Origin of the sequence: uncultured Polaribacter sp. (assembly GCF_947500975.1) — a bacterium.
Lineage (GTDB): Bacteria > Bacteroidota > Bacteroidia > Flavobacteriales > Flavobacteriaceae > Polaribacter.
The window spans coordinates 83,285-97,400 of record NZ_CANMUE010000003.1 but is presented as its reverse complement, the minus strand read 5'-3'; the positions used below and the strand labels follow the sequence as shown (position 1 = coordinate 97,400).

Genomic DNA, 14,116 nt, shown 5'->3' with positions numbered 1-14,116 from the left:
ATAATTTATTAAAATCCAGTTCCTGGAGCTTCAGGAGAACTAGCTTGCGCTTTTTGTGGATTTAATATCATATAAGTTCCAAGAGCTGTTAAAGCTGCATATTTACCATAATTTCCTATTTTTTTAATTGCATCTTTACGAGTAATTTCTTCAGATGTACCTTGAGTGTTTTCTATATTTTTTTTCATGATGTGTCTTTTTAAATTCTCGTTATTATTCTAAGATTATTTTTTTGTTCAACTTTCCATTATTAGTTTCTAACTGAACAATATATACTCCTGTTGCTACTTTTGGTAAAGGAATATCTTGTACTCCATTTGTATTAAAAGTAGTATTCATAACTTGTTTACCAAGCACATTAAATATCTTTAAGTTAGTATTGCCTTGTTGTAAACTAACAATTCTTAAAGTAGATGCATCTGACTTATAAATACTAATATTATCTAAAGCTACGTTATCATCAATACTTAAAGCAGCATTAGATGAAGTATGTAAATAGAAACGTCCTACACCATCAACGGCATCTGTTAAAGTAACTTTATAAGCAGCATTTGCTTCGTCTAAACGAGTATAAGTATTTTTTAACCTGTCTTCTAAATACACTTCAATTCCTTCTGGTAAGTTTAATACTTCTGCTGAAAAAGTAATTTCATTACCAGTTTCTGCTCTTACACCAATAGGAACAATCATGTTTTCATAATCATTATCTGGTAAAACTTGTTTTTCAAAAGCAATATTCTCATTATTTTCTAATAAGTTTGTATATATACTTAATGGAATATTTACACCATTAAATTTACCAATATCACTACCAATATCTAAACCTAAAGAAGCATCATTTTCATAACTAATTAATGTTTTTTGAGAAGCACTACCGTCAGAAATACTTAACTCAATAGATTTTTTATTTTCTTTATAAAAGGTAACACCTGTTTGATGAGAAAGCATTGCTGCAGTTGTTGACAATGTACCAGAGGTAACGTTAGAACTTACAAAAAATGCTTGAGCTGGGTGTATATAACCAGACGTTAAACCTGTATATCCACCACCCGATGAATAATACACATATAAGGCTTGAAAAGCGCCTCCTAAATTACCTGAATTTGCGGTAATAAAAGCGGCAACATCTATATATGCTGGTGCAGGATTACCCACTAAATTCCAATTATTAACGTCTTGAGAGATTGCTGGTTGGTTTGGAAATGTAGGGTATGTACCTGTAAAACCATAAGTTGTAGCTCCAGTAGCTATCATAGAATAACCCGTTCCTGAATCAAATGTAGCTGCAGTGGCTCCTCCTTGCATATATATCCAAGGACCAGTTGTGCCATCTGGAGTTCCATTTTGATACGTTGCAATACCTCTGTTACTTGAACTAACTGAGCCAGATGCAATTGAATTTGCAGTAACCCAAGCATCATCATAAGTTTCACCATTAACAGGAGAAGATACTAAATGCCAATTTGCATCTGGAATTGATAAATTATATGTAATATTACCAGTAACGCTAGAATTAGCAATAAAAGATGTCCCAGAAGCCATTGTTATACTATTGGTAGTAACAGCTCCAGTAGCAGTAGGATAATTTGTTAAACCTGATGGAATTATAACATCTGTTGTAGCAGTAGGTACAATAGTGCTCCAGTTGCCAACGGTGCTCCAATTATTGTCTGTGTTACCTGTCCAAGTACTATTTACACCTGTAACTATAATTTTTACTTCATCTGTATTATTTGTATAATCTACTGTATATATGATATCTGCATTTGAACTAGTCACTGAAGCAAAAGGACCTGATACTGTTCCTGATTCATCCATAATTTTAAATTCATCACCAACGTTAGGAACATAAGTTCCCCAATCTAAATGCGCAGTTGCACTTGTTATGGTAATTGTATTGGCATCATCCTTATTTTCTATTTGATCATATTCTGTACCTGCAGTTGTACCACCAATTTGAAATGTAATAGTAGCACTACCTAAATCAAAATCCTTTTTGATGTTGGTAACTCCGTAAGTACTTGCTGTTTTACTTCCTGGGCTAAAAGTTGCAGTTCCACTATTGGTAAAACTTCCTCCTGTAGTTAATTCAATATCATTATCAATTGAACCATACATATTAATATCGCCATCATTAGCAAAAACACCCGATGCTTGTATTCTCATTCCATCGCTTCCACAAGAAGTAACTGTTAACACACTACCAGATAAATTATTAAAAGTACCTAGTAACTCTATTCCATGATTACTAGAATTTGCATTATCTCCAGTAATATTAACAGTACCAGAATTATTGAAGACAGTATTAGCTTCTGCATCTATTTGTATTCCCTCATCTCCAGGGTTGGTAATATTCAATACTCCACCTGCGCTATTTGTCATTGTACCACCTTTTCGAATTCTTATAGCATCATTAGGTGTATTTTGAACTGTTAAAGTTCCAGAATTAGCTACAATTGGAGCAGGGGTTACATCATTTCCATCAACTTGTATCCCATAATCTGTTGTATTTGTTCCAGTAATAGTAATTGTACCTGCATTTGTTAATGTAGTAGCAGTGGTAGCAGAAGTACCTGTAGTTAAACCTACTACATGTAAAGGCATATCTCCACCTCCAGTTGAAATAATATCAATGGTACCTGTTGAGTGATTGGTAAGTGCAGAGCCATCTCTAACATAAATTCCATCATCAATCCCTGTCATTGTAATATCAACATCTCCATAATTGTGAAAAATAGCTGGTGTTCCTCCATTATCATCCATATAAAGATAATCAGCACTAGTATCTCCACCACCCACATTTGTTATCGTTATAGTTCCGGTTGCATTATTGGTAAAAGTACCTTGTTGTAAATAAATACCATGTTGTCCTGTTCCATCAATTGTAATAGCACCATTGTTGGTAAATGTACCTTTATTGTATAGTCCATCAGCATCCGTATTAGCAGTATCGATATTTGAAATTGCTATAGTTCCATTATTGATTACGGTTGCAGAATTTTGAATTTCTAAACCATCATCACCACCAGAAAAACCAGTAATTGTTAAAGTGACTCCTGAATTAATAGTTAGGTTTGAGCTTCCTCCAGCATAAACTCTTTGTACTGTTGTATTTCCTGTTAAAACAACAGTATTACCATCTAAATCAACATCATTACTTGCTCCAGGTACCACATCGCCGTCCCAATTTGCGGCATCAGACCAAGTAGTAGTAGCTGCACCTCCGTCCCAAGTAATTGTCTGGGCAATTAATTGAAAGCTTGAAGCCATAAATATAAATGTAAAAAAAAGTAATTTTGTTTTCATAATAAATTAAATTTATAAATTGTTATTTTTTGGAATAACCAAACTGGTAAACCAATTTGGTTTACCAAAGTAAAAATATTTTATTTATCTTGCAAAAGATTATATACAAAACTTTTAAATCATTAAAAAAAACTAGTATTTTTTAAATATTTCCTTAAAAAAACTAGTTAAAACATAAATAAATACAATGCGTAGTAGATTTCAAATAAACATTATTATTTTTTTAACTTTTTTTATTCAGTTAACTAAGGCTCAAGTTGTTTCTTCAGAAGCTGAATTAAACTCAGCAATTTCTTCAGCAACTGCGGGTTCAACTATTATATTAACTAATGGAGTTTGGAATAATTTAGAATTAAAAATTAATAAGAACGGTACAGAGTCTAATCCAATAATTATTAAAGCGCAATCACCTAATCAAGTTTTTATAGAAGGTAAATCTAATATAGAAATGGGAGGTAGCTATATTGTTTTGGAAGGTTTTGTATTTCAAAATGCATCAAACTTAGAAGTTTCTGATGATGTAATTGACCCAATAATTACCTTTAGAGAAAGTGGAGATAGTTGTAATAATTGTACAGTTACTAATATTAAAATAGATAGTTATAATGGTACAACGGCTCAAAATGAAGCTGTTTTTAAATGGATTCTTTTATATGGAAGTTATAATGAAGTGAGCCACAGTTCTTTTATTGGTAAAAATGGAGTGGGTAGTATTATAAATGATAATAGAAGCGATAATCTTGCTGATTATCACAAAATACATCATAATTATTTTGCATCAAGAGAAGCTGTTGGAGATGTAAACGATTTAAATGATCAAGATGCAATTAGAATTGGTACAAGCTCTACCTCTTTATCAGATTCTTTTACTGAAATATATAATAATTTCTTTCATGATTGGGAAGGAGAAATAGAAATCATATCAAATAAAAGTGGAAAAAATAAATATTATAATAATACTTTTAGAAATTACTCCGGAACTTTAACATTAAGACATGGAAATGGATGCGAAGTATATGATAATTTCTTTTTGGCTGAAAATAGAATCTTTTCTGGTGCAATAAGAATTATTGGAGAAGATCATAAAATTTATAATAATTACATTTCTGGTATTAGTGCTGTAAAAGAAAATGGTAGCAATACAAGTACCACTGGAGCGATTAATATTTCTAACGGAAGACCAAATACAGAGTTAAATGGTTATTACCAAGTAAAAAACACCACAATTGTAAATAATACTTTTGTTGATTGTGATTATGGTTTTAGAGTAGGTACAAGTGTTAAATCTGATTTAACATTAGCTCCAGAAAATCTGATTTTAGCTAATAATATTATGTTAAACACTTCAAAAAATGCTTTTGAATTACAAACAAATCCTATTGGAACTTCAATTAATGAAGGAAACATCAATCAAAATGGAAATTGGGATTTAACAAACGGAACCAACAATAACCAAACAGTTACAAGCGGTTTATTAGAAAGTGGAACAGATTTTTACAGACTTTCTTCAGCAAGTGCAGCAATTGATGCTGGTATTGGTTCGTATACTTTTTTAGATAATGATCTTCTTGGTGGTACAAGAGATGCTAATTTTGATGCTGGCGCAGAAGAATTTGGTGCAAATGGAACAAACTTGCCATACAAATCTGCTGATGTTGGAACAAAAGTTGGGTTTTTATCAGCACCTACAGACCATTTATCTACATCATTAGAAACAATTAATTTTAATATAGATGCAGGAGATTCTAATTTTGATGTTATTTCAAATGTAAGTTGGTCTATATCAGAAAATGTAGATTGGTTAACTCTAAATAAAACAACAGGAAGTAATAACGAAACTGTGCAAGTAAGTGTTTTAGAAAATAATTCTGGTGCAGAAAGAACAGCAACAATTACAGTTTCTGAGATTGATGGAGATTTATCAGATACAATTACGATAACACAATCTCAAGAAGAATTTAACTCAAATAACGCAGTTTCTATTACCGGAATTTCTGTAACTGGTGTTGGAACTCAAGATCCAAATATACCAGAAAACACAATTGATGATGATGAAACTACAAGATGGTCTGCAAATTCTAGTGATGGATCTGCATATTTAACATACGATTTAACATGTAAAAGAACAATTACAAGCGTAAAAATTTATTTTCATAAAGGAAGTACAAGAACATCTTCTTTTAAAATTGCAACCTCTATTGATGGAACAACATTTACAGATGTAACTGAAGTTTTAACCAGTAGTGGATCTACAACTGGTTTTGAAGAGTTTACATTATCTCCATTTCAAGAAGTTCAATATGTTAGAATTTTAGGATATGGAAATTCAGAAGGAAGTGGTTGGAATAGTTATGAAGAAGTGCAAATTTTTGGTGATGGAAACTGTGCATCTTTAAGTACAATTGATACTGATTTTATTTCTTCAGAAATTACAATTTATCCAAACCCTATAAAAGATAATTTACTTTTTATAAAATCTAAAACATCTGAAATTGGCTTAGTTCAGGTTTATAATATTCAAGGAAAATTATTAACAGAAAAGCAATTAAATAGCCTTGAAGGAACCATGTCTATAAATAACTATTCTTCAGGAATTTATTTTGTTAAAATAAAAAACACAGTAAAAAAAATAGTTATTAATTGATTATTAAGCATCAACTTTTTAAGCAATGCGAAGCTTTTGTAGATAAACGTTTACAAACAGTTGAAGAAGTTATATCTTCTAATCAAAAAGCTTTACAATCTGAAACTAAGAGCTCTGCTGGCGATAAACATGAAACAGGTAGAGCAATGTTGCAATTAGAAATGGAAAAAGCTGGTCAGCAATTATCAGGAATTTCTCAAATGAAACAAGTTTTAGCAAAAATTGATATTTCTAAAACTTCTAAAATTGCACATTTAGGCAGCGTAATTCAAACCAATTTTGCTAACTATTTTCTTTCTATTTCCGTTGGTAAGTTAAAAGTTTCTGATAATGATTATTTTGCAATTTCTGTTTCTTCTCCTATCGGAAAATTGTTACTAGGTAAGCATGAAAATGACGAAGTTTTGTTTAATGGAAAGACAATTAAAATTTTAAAAATTGATTAATTTTTAATCAAAAGAGAAAGAAATTTCATCTCCTTTTGTCAAATTTAAAGAATGACTTATGTAGAGTTTTTGTTCTTCAAAATTAACTTCAATTAACCAAAAAGAACCTTTAAAAAAAGAGTTTAAAACTGTTGCTTTATGATTTAAATTTTTCTCAATTTTAATTTGATGCGGATATAATAAAACTTTTTTATTGTTGATTGTAATTTCGTTTACATCATCAAACAAAGCAGCAATATATTTTTCTGAAGGGTTTTGATAAATTTCTAAAGGAGAGTTATCTGCAATTATCTTATTATTTTTAATCACAATTAATTTATCAGAAAAAGAAAGAGCATCATTTTTATCATGAGTAGCAATAATACAAGCTATGTTTTTTTCTTTTAAAAAAGCAAATAATTTTCTTCTTAGAGAGTTTTTTTTGAAATTATCAATCTGCCCAAAAGGTTCATCAAGTAATATTAATTCTGGTTCTTTTGCTAAAGCTCTAGCTATGGCAACTCTTTGTTTTTGTCCGCCACTTAAATTTTTCACTTTGGTGTTTTCAAAAGCTTTCATTTCAATAACTTCTAAAAGCTCCTGTGTTCGCTTTTCACTTTCTTCAGGATAAAAACGAGATAAGAATTTTTTAATATTTTCTGATACAGAAATATAAGGCATTAAATCAAAATCTTGAGCCACGTATTTAAAGAATTCCATACCAGGCACTAAATATTTATCTGGGCCTAAAATTTGATTTTCATCCCAAAAAATAGATCCTTTTTGTAAATCTATTAAACCATAAATGGCTTTTAAAAGAGTTGATTTTCCACAACCACTTTCGCCCATTACACATAAATGTTCGCCTCTTTCTAGGGTAAAATTAAAACTATTTAATACAGTTTTGTTTTTTGTGTAGCTAAAAGAAATGTTGTTTACTTTAAGCATAAAAATTTATAAATAACGATTATACCAACTATCTTCAATACTTACCTCCCAATAATGTTTAAATTCGTTTTTAGAAGTAATTAGATTATCAAAAACGATTGTTTTTGCCGTAATAGCTTTGTTTTTAAGTAGTTTTTTAAAGTCTTTTAGCTCTTTGTATTGCACAAACTCACCTTGTTTAAAACATACGTTCATTCTGTCTAAAAGTTCAACTTTGTAGGTTTCTTGAAGTTGTAAAATAAAAGCTACAGAAGCATCAATTTCAGTATTATTTAAAGTTGAATTTTCATCATCTGCTAATAAAACAATAAATCTATTGTGTAAAAATTGATAAGAAGCTTTAAAATTTTCATCTTCAGATTTCCAACCTTCAACAAACGTTTTAATTTTTTGCTCTATTTCTTCAATTTCTGTGGGATAAAATTTTCTACTTGATGGATAAACCCACACTTTTGCATCTTCAGAAATCTCTTTATAATCTATAAACATTTTATAACTTTAAGAATGCAAAGATACAGAAAGAAAAATCGCAAACTTGATGTCAAATTTGCGATTTTTATAAATATATTTTAATAAAGCTTATGCTTCTTTTAAAGTTGAAGCTTGTATAATTTTTACAAAATCATCTTGTGTGCTTTTTCCTTTGTCTTTATTATACCAAACTTGTAAACCTTGCTTAAATTGAGGGTCTAAAGCTCCATGTTCTGCTTTATAATCTGCAACCATTTTTGTTGCTACAGTTGGTCTTGGCCCCCAAGTATTTAAAACATTGTTGTTGTTATCTAAAGCAACTAATTTAGGAATTGATCTACCTCCATTTGTTAAAAATAAATCCATCAATTCTAAGTTTTCATCACGTAAAACTAGTTTTAAGTTGATGTTTTTATTCAGTTCTGCCATTTTATGAATTACTGGTAAATTTTGAGCAGCATCTCCACACCAACCTTCTGTAAGCACTAACCAAGTTTGTGGTTCATTTAATTTTTTAATTTCTTCTTCAGTCTGTTCAGAAATTTTTATGGTTTTATCTAAACGCTTCATTCTTCTATCATTTAACATACTATAGTTTGTTAATGCTTCAGATTGATTTGGTCCGGTAGATTTATTTTCTGCGAGTAAGTTTTTAACTAAATCTTTATATTCTTGATATGTAATTGTGTTTTTTAAACTTTTTTTTATAATTTCTTTCATCATTTTTAATCTATGTTCACAAAATTAGACGAAGTTTTTAAAAAAAGCTTACGAATTTAAATATTTTCCTTTTGTAAATTTTTAATGATGTTTTCAGTCATTAGTTTTAAATCAAATTGATGTTGCCAATTCCAGTCTTTTCTTGCTTCAGAATCATCAATAGATGAAGGCCAGCTATCGGCAATTTCTTGTCTAAAATCTGGTTTATAGGTTATTTTAAAATCCGGAATGTGTTTTTTAATTTCTTCAGCAATTTCTTTTGGTGTAAAATCTATAGCAGCTAAGTTATAACCTGTTCTAATTTTAACATCATTTACATCTGCTTCCATTAGCTGAATAGTTGCATCTACAGCATCGTTCATAAACATCATTGGTAAACGTGTATTTTCAGATAAAAAACATTCATATTTACTTTCTTCTATTGCTTTATAATAAATATCTACAGCATAATCTGTAGTTCCTCCTCCAGGTTTTGTTTTCCAAGAAATAATACCAGGATAACGTAAACTTCTTACATCTACATCATACTTTTGATGATAATAATTACACCAATACTCGCCAGCAACTTTACTAATTCCGTAAACTGTAGAAGGTTCCATAACTGTTTTTTGAGGTGTATTTTTTTGGGGAGTTGTAGGTCCAAAAACCGCAATTGAACTTGGCCAATATATTTTTTCTATATGCTTTTCTTTAGCTAAATCTAAAACAGCTAGTAAAGAATTCATGTTTAAATTCCATGCTTTTTGTGGCATTTTTTCTGCAGTTGCAGATAACATTGCAGCCAATAAATAAACTTGATTTATTTTGTATTTTTTAACAATTTTTAAAATGGTTTCTTTATCAGTTGCATCAATAATTTCAAAAGGGCCAGAAGACAGCATTTCGTTATTAGCTTTTCTAATATCAGAAGCAATTACATTTTTATCACCATGTAAAATGCGTAATTTTTGAGTAAGTTCTGTGCCAATTTGACCACTTGCTCCTAAAACTAAAATTATTGGTTTCATTAGTTATTATAATATTTAAAAACAAAGGTACTTATTTTTATTATTCGTAATTTAATTAGGTTAAATTAAATATTTGTTAAAATTTTAATTAAACGAAGAGGATTTTTTAAATATATTAAAGTTAAGTCTAAATTGCTTATTTTTGAAGTTCTAAAAAAAACGTATTGAAAAATATTTTTTACTTTTTGTGTTTTTTTACCTTTTTTTCATGTGTAAAAAAGGAAAAAAAAGTAATTCAAGAAAAAAAAAGTAAAACTCTTTTAAGTGTTGTAAAAGAGCATAATGATGTACTTAAAATAAAATCGAACTTTAGTAAAGAAATTGAAAACTGGAAAGAACTAAAAGCTTTAGATAATTTTATAGAAAGATTTAAAAAAGCATCTCCAAATGAAATTTTAAGTAATGCATTAGAACTAGAAAGTTTAGTTAAAAGTTTAATTGATAGTGTTAATCCGCCATTATTTAATTCACCTTCATTTAATACAAGAGTAAATATATTGTATAATGAATCTTTACGACTTTCAGATATGACTTTTATTTCTGTTATTAACGCAGAGGAAGTTCATCATCAAACTGATAATATAATTAATAGTTTTTCAGCAATAAACTCTAAAATAAACTCGTTATTAACTAAGAAACAATTTGAAGATGCAATTGAAGTTAATGTTGATTTTATTGGTTTAGATTCTACTAAAATTGATAGTGTTTCAAGAAAATCAATTAATAGTAAAAAAAATGACGAGCTACTTAATTTAAAAAAGAGGAAAATAAAGAAATTTATAAATTAGTCTCGTTATAAAACTATTTTTTTACTGATTATAATAGCATCATTAGTAACAAATGGCATAGACATCATTTCTTTAGATCTAGGTTTTAAATTAAAATTTGGGTTAGAAAGTAAATCAAAAGAAATTTCATTTAAAATAAATGCTATTTCTTCATTCTTATCAACAGAAAAAGAAAGTGTAATATCTTTATCTAAACTAGACATGTAATAAGTTAAAAAAGTGCCATTTTTTACTTGATATTTCTTTCCCTTACTAGCCAAAACTTCATTTACCTTAAATTGATGTAAATCTATTTTTTTGGTACTTAAAAACTCATACTTATTTATATTTCTATTTGGCTCAATAATGAGTTCTACAAACCTTTTATCACCAATAAGGGTATCCATTTCAATATTTATTTTTGATGAAACTAAACCTCTATTATTAGTTTTCTTATGATAATTGAAACGCGATTTGTATTTACTTTTGGTTTCGGCATTTGGTATTCCGCCTTTTACTGCATTTTCATCAAAAATTTGTTTTGTGTAATCATCTAAAACAGTATCGTAAGTTGCAAAATAAGCTGAATTATCAGAATTTTGAATATAAACAATACTATTTGGTTTTTTATTATCAACAGAAAAACCGCTATTAAATGTTGCTTTACCAAAACAAAATATTGTTAATATTGCGGTTAATTTAAGCATCCAAGTTGCTTTTTTATTATGAAAAGTAAGTACAAGTAATCCAAAAACTAAAGCTATAATAATTCCACTAATAAATAAGTTTTTAAGCCCTAAGCCAACAGGAAACATTTTTATCATAGGAGCAAAAATGTAAATGGTAGGAATCGATAAAATTGTAAATAAAATTCTTTTTGCACGCTTTTCTAAATTCATAAATATTGTAATTGCTAAAATTAATAAAGCAATTAAAACAGGGATGATAAAAAAACCAGATCCTTTTAAATAAATACTGATTAAAACATTAATTATTAACCAAATAAAAATAGGAGCTATTAATAAATCTGCCGGTTTAACTATTTTAGAAAAATAACTGTAAACTTTTAAAAGAATATATAAGTTTAAGAAAACAAAGGCCGTAATATAAGTGTAACCGTTATAAGTAAAACCATGTAAAATATCATTATAACTAGGATGGATAATCAATAATAATTTCCATAAACCAAAAGAAATTCCTCCACATAAAATAATTGAAAAAATAAATGGAATGAATCCTTTTAAAATACCTTTTACAGAAATTTTATTTAAAGAAATTCCAAAGAAAATTAAGATTAGAAATAGTATAAACGCAAAAATTACCATAGGTGTAATCCACGAAAAAGGATAAGTTAAAAGTTTTATAATTGGAAAATTTACATATACATAATCTTCATTTGAATCTAAATCATTTAAATCAGAATTTGCAAAATATTGAAGCGTAGTTGTTAAATAATCTGCTTGATGTAAAAGAGTTTCTTTGTCTAATCTTTCAAAAGAATCTTGTGCTGTATGGTAATCAAAATGATCTCCAATAAAAGCAAAATTGAACCCATTTATATTGGCATTTTCTCTAAAAACTGTTAAATCAGTATCATTTGGTAATTTTTTATAGATGCTATACATTAATGAATTTGCTGCAGGAAAATTGGGTTTAGCAGCCATAAATTCAGTTAATAATTTACTGTTTTTGCTATTAGTTTCCATCAACATGTATGATGGGCCACCACTTCCCCTTGCTTCAAAATTTAAAACTAAACCAACATCTTTTGCCCAAGAATGTTCGTTTACAAAAGCTTTTGCGCCCAATAAACCCAGTTCTTCAGCATCAGACATTAAAATTATGATATCATTTTTTGGTGTTTTATTTATTTCTAAAAAAGCTCTAATTCCTTCTAAAATTGTTACCACTCCAGATCCGGCATCACTTGCACCTAAAGAAGAATGTGGGCTAGAATCATAATGTGTTAATAACATTAAGGCTTTTCCGTTTTCAGCCCCTTTTAATTTTGCAATAATATTTTGTGTAGTAGTCGCTGCAACCCATTTTTCATTGATAGCAGTTTGGGTTTGAATTTCGGTTTCAAATCCCATTTTTTGTAATTCATCAACAATATAATTTTGTACTTTTTGGTGTTCATCAGAACCTACAAAATGAGTTTTTTTACTAATATTTTTTAAATGAAATAAAGCATTGTTTAGTGAGTAATTGCTTTTTTCTAATTTTTTTTCAAGAGATAAGGTGGGTTTTAAATCAGAAAAACTCCAATAAATTACACCTAAAATTATGAGTACTGAGAGTAAAGAAGAAATTCTTTTCATTTGATAAATAAGTTTTTATAAATGTATGAAATAAAAAAAACTTTTATTAAATGTTGAAACAGACATAAAATTCTGTAAATTTAGTTCAACTAAAAACTAACTAAATTATGGCAATCAAAAGTTTTCAAGGAAAAAGAGATGAATCTCAAGGAAAAGAAGAATCACAAATTTTAGTATCAGATTATATGACTACTAAATTAATTACTTTTAAAGAAGATGATTCTTTAGATCATGTAATTAATTTATTAATAAAGTATAAAATTTCTGGTGGTCCAGTAGTAAATGATAATAACGATTTAATTGGTATTATTTCAGAAACAGATTGTATTAAACATATTTCTGAAAGTAAATATTACAACATGCCCTCTGACACTAATAATACTGTTGGAAAATACATGGTTAAAGATGTAGATACTATTGATAAAAATATGAATATTTTTGATGCAGCCTTTAAGTTTATTAGCTCTCACAGAAGAAGGTTTCCTGTAATTGAAGATGGAAAATTAATTGGACAATTAAGTCAAAAAGATGTATTAAAGGCGGCAATAAAAGTAAAAGGAAATACTTGGAAATAGATTAATGTGTTACAAATTAATTTCTACTAATTAATAAGAATAATTCGTTTTCTAAAGCTAAATATCCTTCATTGTAGATGTAAAAATAAGTATTTCCTGTTTTTGTTTTATAGATTGATGTAAAAAACTGAAAGTCGAAACCTTTATCATATAATTTAGTTCTAGTAACTTTAGTTTTACCAGAGGTATTTAATTCAGTTAATATTTTATAATTTTTTCTAAGTCGATTATTAATATTTCTGATAAGGTTTTTACTGTCTTTATTTACTTTATTATTGTATGAATTTCTACAATAATCAGAACAGAATTTCTTATCAATTCTGCCCAGAACATCATTATTGCATTCTAAACATTTTTTCTTTTCCATAGCATTTTTTATACTTTTACCTCACCCCAGTTTTCTCCAGATTTTATTCTGTGTAACTGCATTGTAGATACACCAAATTGACTAGCAATAATTCTTAATCTGGTTCTTCTATTAGGATCTAGCAATTTTTTCTTAATCACTCGTACTTTTGCTTCAGTTAATTTTGCAGAGGTTTTTAGCCCTATTTTTTCCTTTCTTTTAGGGTTTTCCATCTGATGAGCAGTTAACTCTTTTTGATTTACCCATTTTAAATTTTGAAAATAATTATCTGATAAATCATGATTTAAATGAATTACAAATTTTTGATTTTCTTCTTTTTTTAAAAATAAATTTCCAACAGCCTTATGTAAGTAAAAATTACCTCTTCGTTTGCTGCCTATAATGGGGTAAGTAAAAGTTTTAAAGTTATTTATTGTTCCAATTGTTAGTAATTTAAAATCATTTTCATCGATTTCTTTTTTTACTCTTCCATAATTAGATACATAAATTTTTTCTTTATCAACATTGTAATTTTCTTTTTCAAATAGCAACCATTTTTCATTTCTAAATGGTTTCATTACTTCAT

The 14,116-nt window shown here is 28.3% G+C and carries 13 protein-coding genes; 4 read left to right on the top strand and 9 right to left on the bottom strand.

Annotated elements, in window-relative coordinates:
• Positions 1-8: 8 nt before the first annotated feature.
• Together Q0733_RS04150 and Q0733_RS04145 are read right to left on the bottom strand one after the other, a co-directional pair.
• Positions 9-188, bottom strand: coding sequence for a hypothetical protein (locus Q0733_RS04150; RefSeq protein ID WP_298779333.1), 180 nt, complete (start codon positions 186-188; stop codon positions 9-11).
• Positions 189-213: 25 nt separating this feature from the next.
• Positions 214-3,306, bottom strand: coding sequence for a T9SS type A sorting domain-containing protein (locus tag Q0733_RS04145; protein ID WP_298779331.1), 3,093 nt, complete (start codon positions 3,304-3,306; stop codon positions 214-216).
• A gap of 187 nt (positions 3,307-3,493) precedes the next feature.
• Here Q0733_RS04145 and Q0733_RS04140 point away from each other — a divergent pair, with 187 nt between their 5' ends.
• Together Q0733_RS04140 and Q0733_RS04135 are read left to right on the top strand one after the other, a co-directional pair.
• Positions 3,494-5,950 carry a chondroitinase-B domain-containing protein gene (locus Q0733_RS04140; protein WP_298779329.1) on the top strand — a complete coding sequence of 819 codons (2,457 nt, stop codon included), beginning with the start codon at positions 3,494-3,496 and terminating at the stop codon, positions 5,948-5,950.
• A complete protein-coding gene (locus tag Q0733_RS04135; protein WP_298779327.1) occupies positions 5,947-6,396 on the top strand; it encodes a 3-oxoacyl-ACP synthase in 450 nt (149 codons plus the stop codon). The genes Q0733_RS04140 and Q0733_RS04135 overlap by 4 nt, the downstream gene beginning before the upstream one ends.
• A gap of 3 nt (positions 6,397-6,399) precedes the next feature.
• On the opposite strand, the gene Q0733_RS04130 is transcribed toward Q0733_RS04135, so the two are convergent.
• From Q0733_RS04130 to Q0733_RS04115, 4 genes are all read right to left on the bottom strand, one after another.
• Positions 6,400-7,323, bottom strand: a complete 924-nt coding sequence (locus tag Q0733_RS04130) for an ABC transporter ATP-binding protein (protein WP_298779324.1) — start codon at positions 7,321-7,323, stop codon at positions 6,400-6,402.
• Positions 7,324-7,329: 6 nt separating this feature from the next.
• On the bottom strand, positions 7,330-7,812 hold the full coding sequence (locus Q0733_RS04125; protein WP_298779320.1) for an ABC transporter ATPase: 483 nt from the start codon (positions 7,810-7,812) through the stop codon (positions 7,330-7,332).
• A gap of 90 nt (positions 7,813-7,902) precedes the next feature.
• Entirely contained in the window at positions 7,903-8,514 is a 612-nt protein-coding gene (locus Q0733_RS04120; protein ID WP_298779905.1) for a thioredoxin family protein, read from the bottom strand.
• A gap of 56 nt (positions 8,515-8,570) precedes the next feature.
• Positions 8,571-9,521 carry an NAD-dependent epimerase/dehydratase family protein gene (locus Q0733_RS04115; protein WP_298779317.1) on the bottom strand — a complete coding sequence of 317 codons (951 nt, stop codon included), beginning with the start codon at positions 9,519-9,521 and terminating at the stop codon, positions 8,571-8,573.
• A gap of 164 nt (positions 9,522-9,685) precedes the next feature.
• Between Q0733_RS04115 and Q0733_RS04110 the strand changes: the two genes are divergently transcribed.
• A complete protein-coding gene (locus Q0733_RS04110; RefSeq protein ID WP_298779315.1) occupies positions 9,686-10,309 on the top strand; it encodes a hypothetical protein in 624 nt (207 codons plus the stop codon).
• 5 nt (positions 10,310-10,314) lie between these two features.
• On the opposite strand, the gene Q0733_RS04105 is transcribed toward Q0733_RS04110, so the two are convergent.
• Complete coding sequence (locus tag Q0733_RS04105; RefSeq protein WP_298779313.1) at positions 10,315-12,609, bottom strand: M28 family peptidase; 2,295 nt, start codon at positions 12,607-12,609, stop codon at positions 10,315-10,317.
• Between the two features lie 107 nt (positions 12,610-12,716).
• Between Q0733_RS04105 and Q0733_RS04100 the strand changes: the two genes are divergently transcribed.
• On the top strand, positions 12,717-13,184 hold the full coding sequence (locus tag Q0733_RS04100) for a CBS domain-containing protein (RefSeq protein WP_298779310.1): 468 nt from the start codon (positions 12,717-12,719) through the stop codon (positions 13,182-13,184).
• Positions 13,185-13,200: 16 nt separating this feature from the next.
• Here Q0733_RS04100 and Q0733_RS04095 read toward each other — a convergent pair whose 3' ends face one another.
• Positions 13,201-13,551 (bottom strand): hypothetical protein, encoded by a 351-nt coding sequence (locus Q0733_RS04095; protein ID WP_298779306.1) that lies wholly within the window; start codon positions 13,549-13,551, stop codon positions 13,201-13,203.
• Between the two features lie 8 nt (positions 13,552-13,559).
• Positions 13,560-14,108: an HNH endonuclease gene (locus Q0733_RS04090; RefSeq protein ID WP_298779304.1), complete on the bottom strand. Its 549-nt coding sequence runs from the start codon at positions 14,106-14,108 to the stop codon at positions 13,560-13,562.
• Positions 14,109-14,116: the final 8 nt, after the last annotated feature.

Coding starts and splice junctions, on each gene's coding strand:
- Q0733_RS04100 (WP_298779310.1), top strand. CDS start 12,717: ATGGCAATCAAAAGTTTTCAAGGAAAAAGAGATGAATCTCAAGGAAAA.
- Q0733_RS04095 (WP_298779306.1), bottom strand. CDS start 13,551: ATGGAAAAGAAAAAATGTTTAGAATGCAATAATGATGTTCTGGGCAGA.
- Q0733_RS04105 (WP_298779313.1), bottom strand. CDS start 12,609: ATGAAAAGAATTTCTTCTTTACTCTCAGTACTCATAATTTTAGGTGTA.
- Q0733_RS04115 (WP_298779317.1), bottom strand. CDS start 9,521: ATGAAACCAATAATTTTAGTTTTAGGAGCAAGTGGTCAAATTGGCACA.
- Q0733_RS04140 (WP_298779329.1), top strand. CDS start 3,494: ATGCGTAGTAGATTTCAAATAAACATTATTATTTTTTTAACTTTTTTT.
- Q0733_RS04090 (WP_298779304.1), bottom strand. CDS start 14,108: ATGAAACCATTTAGAAATGAAAAATGGTTGCTATTTGAAAAAGAAAAT.
- Q0733_RS04130 (WP_298779324.1), bottom strand. CDS start 7,323: ATGCTTAAAGTAAACAACATTTCTTTTAGCTACACAAAAAACAAAACT.
- Q0733_RS04145 (WP_298779331.1), bottom strand. CDS start 3,306: ATGAAAACAAAATTACTTTTTTTTACATTTATATTTATGGCTTCAAGC.
- Q0733_RS04120 (WP_298779905.1), bottom strand. CDS start 8,514: ATGAAAGAAATTATAAAAAAAAGTTTAAAAAACACAATTACATATCAA.
- Q0733_RS04150 (WP_298779333.1), bottom strand. CDS start 188: ATGAAAAAAAATATAGAAAACACTCAAGGTACATCTGAAGAAATTACT.
- Q0733_RS04125 (WP_298779320.1), bottom strand. CDS start 7,812: ATGTTTATAGATTATAAAGAGATTTCTGAAGATGCAAAAGTGTGGGTT.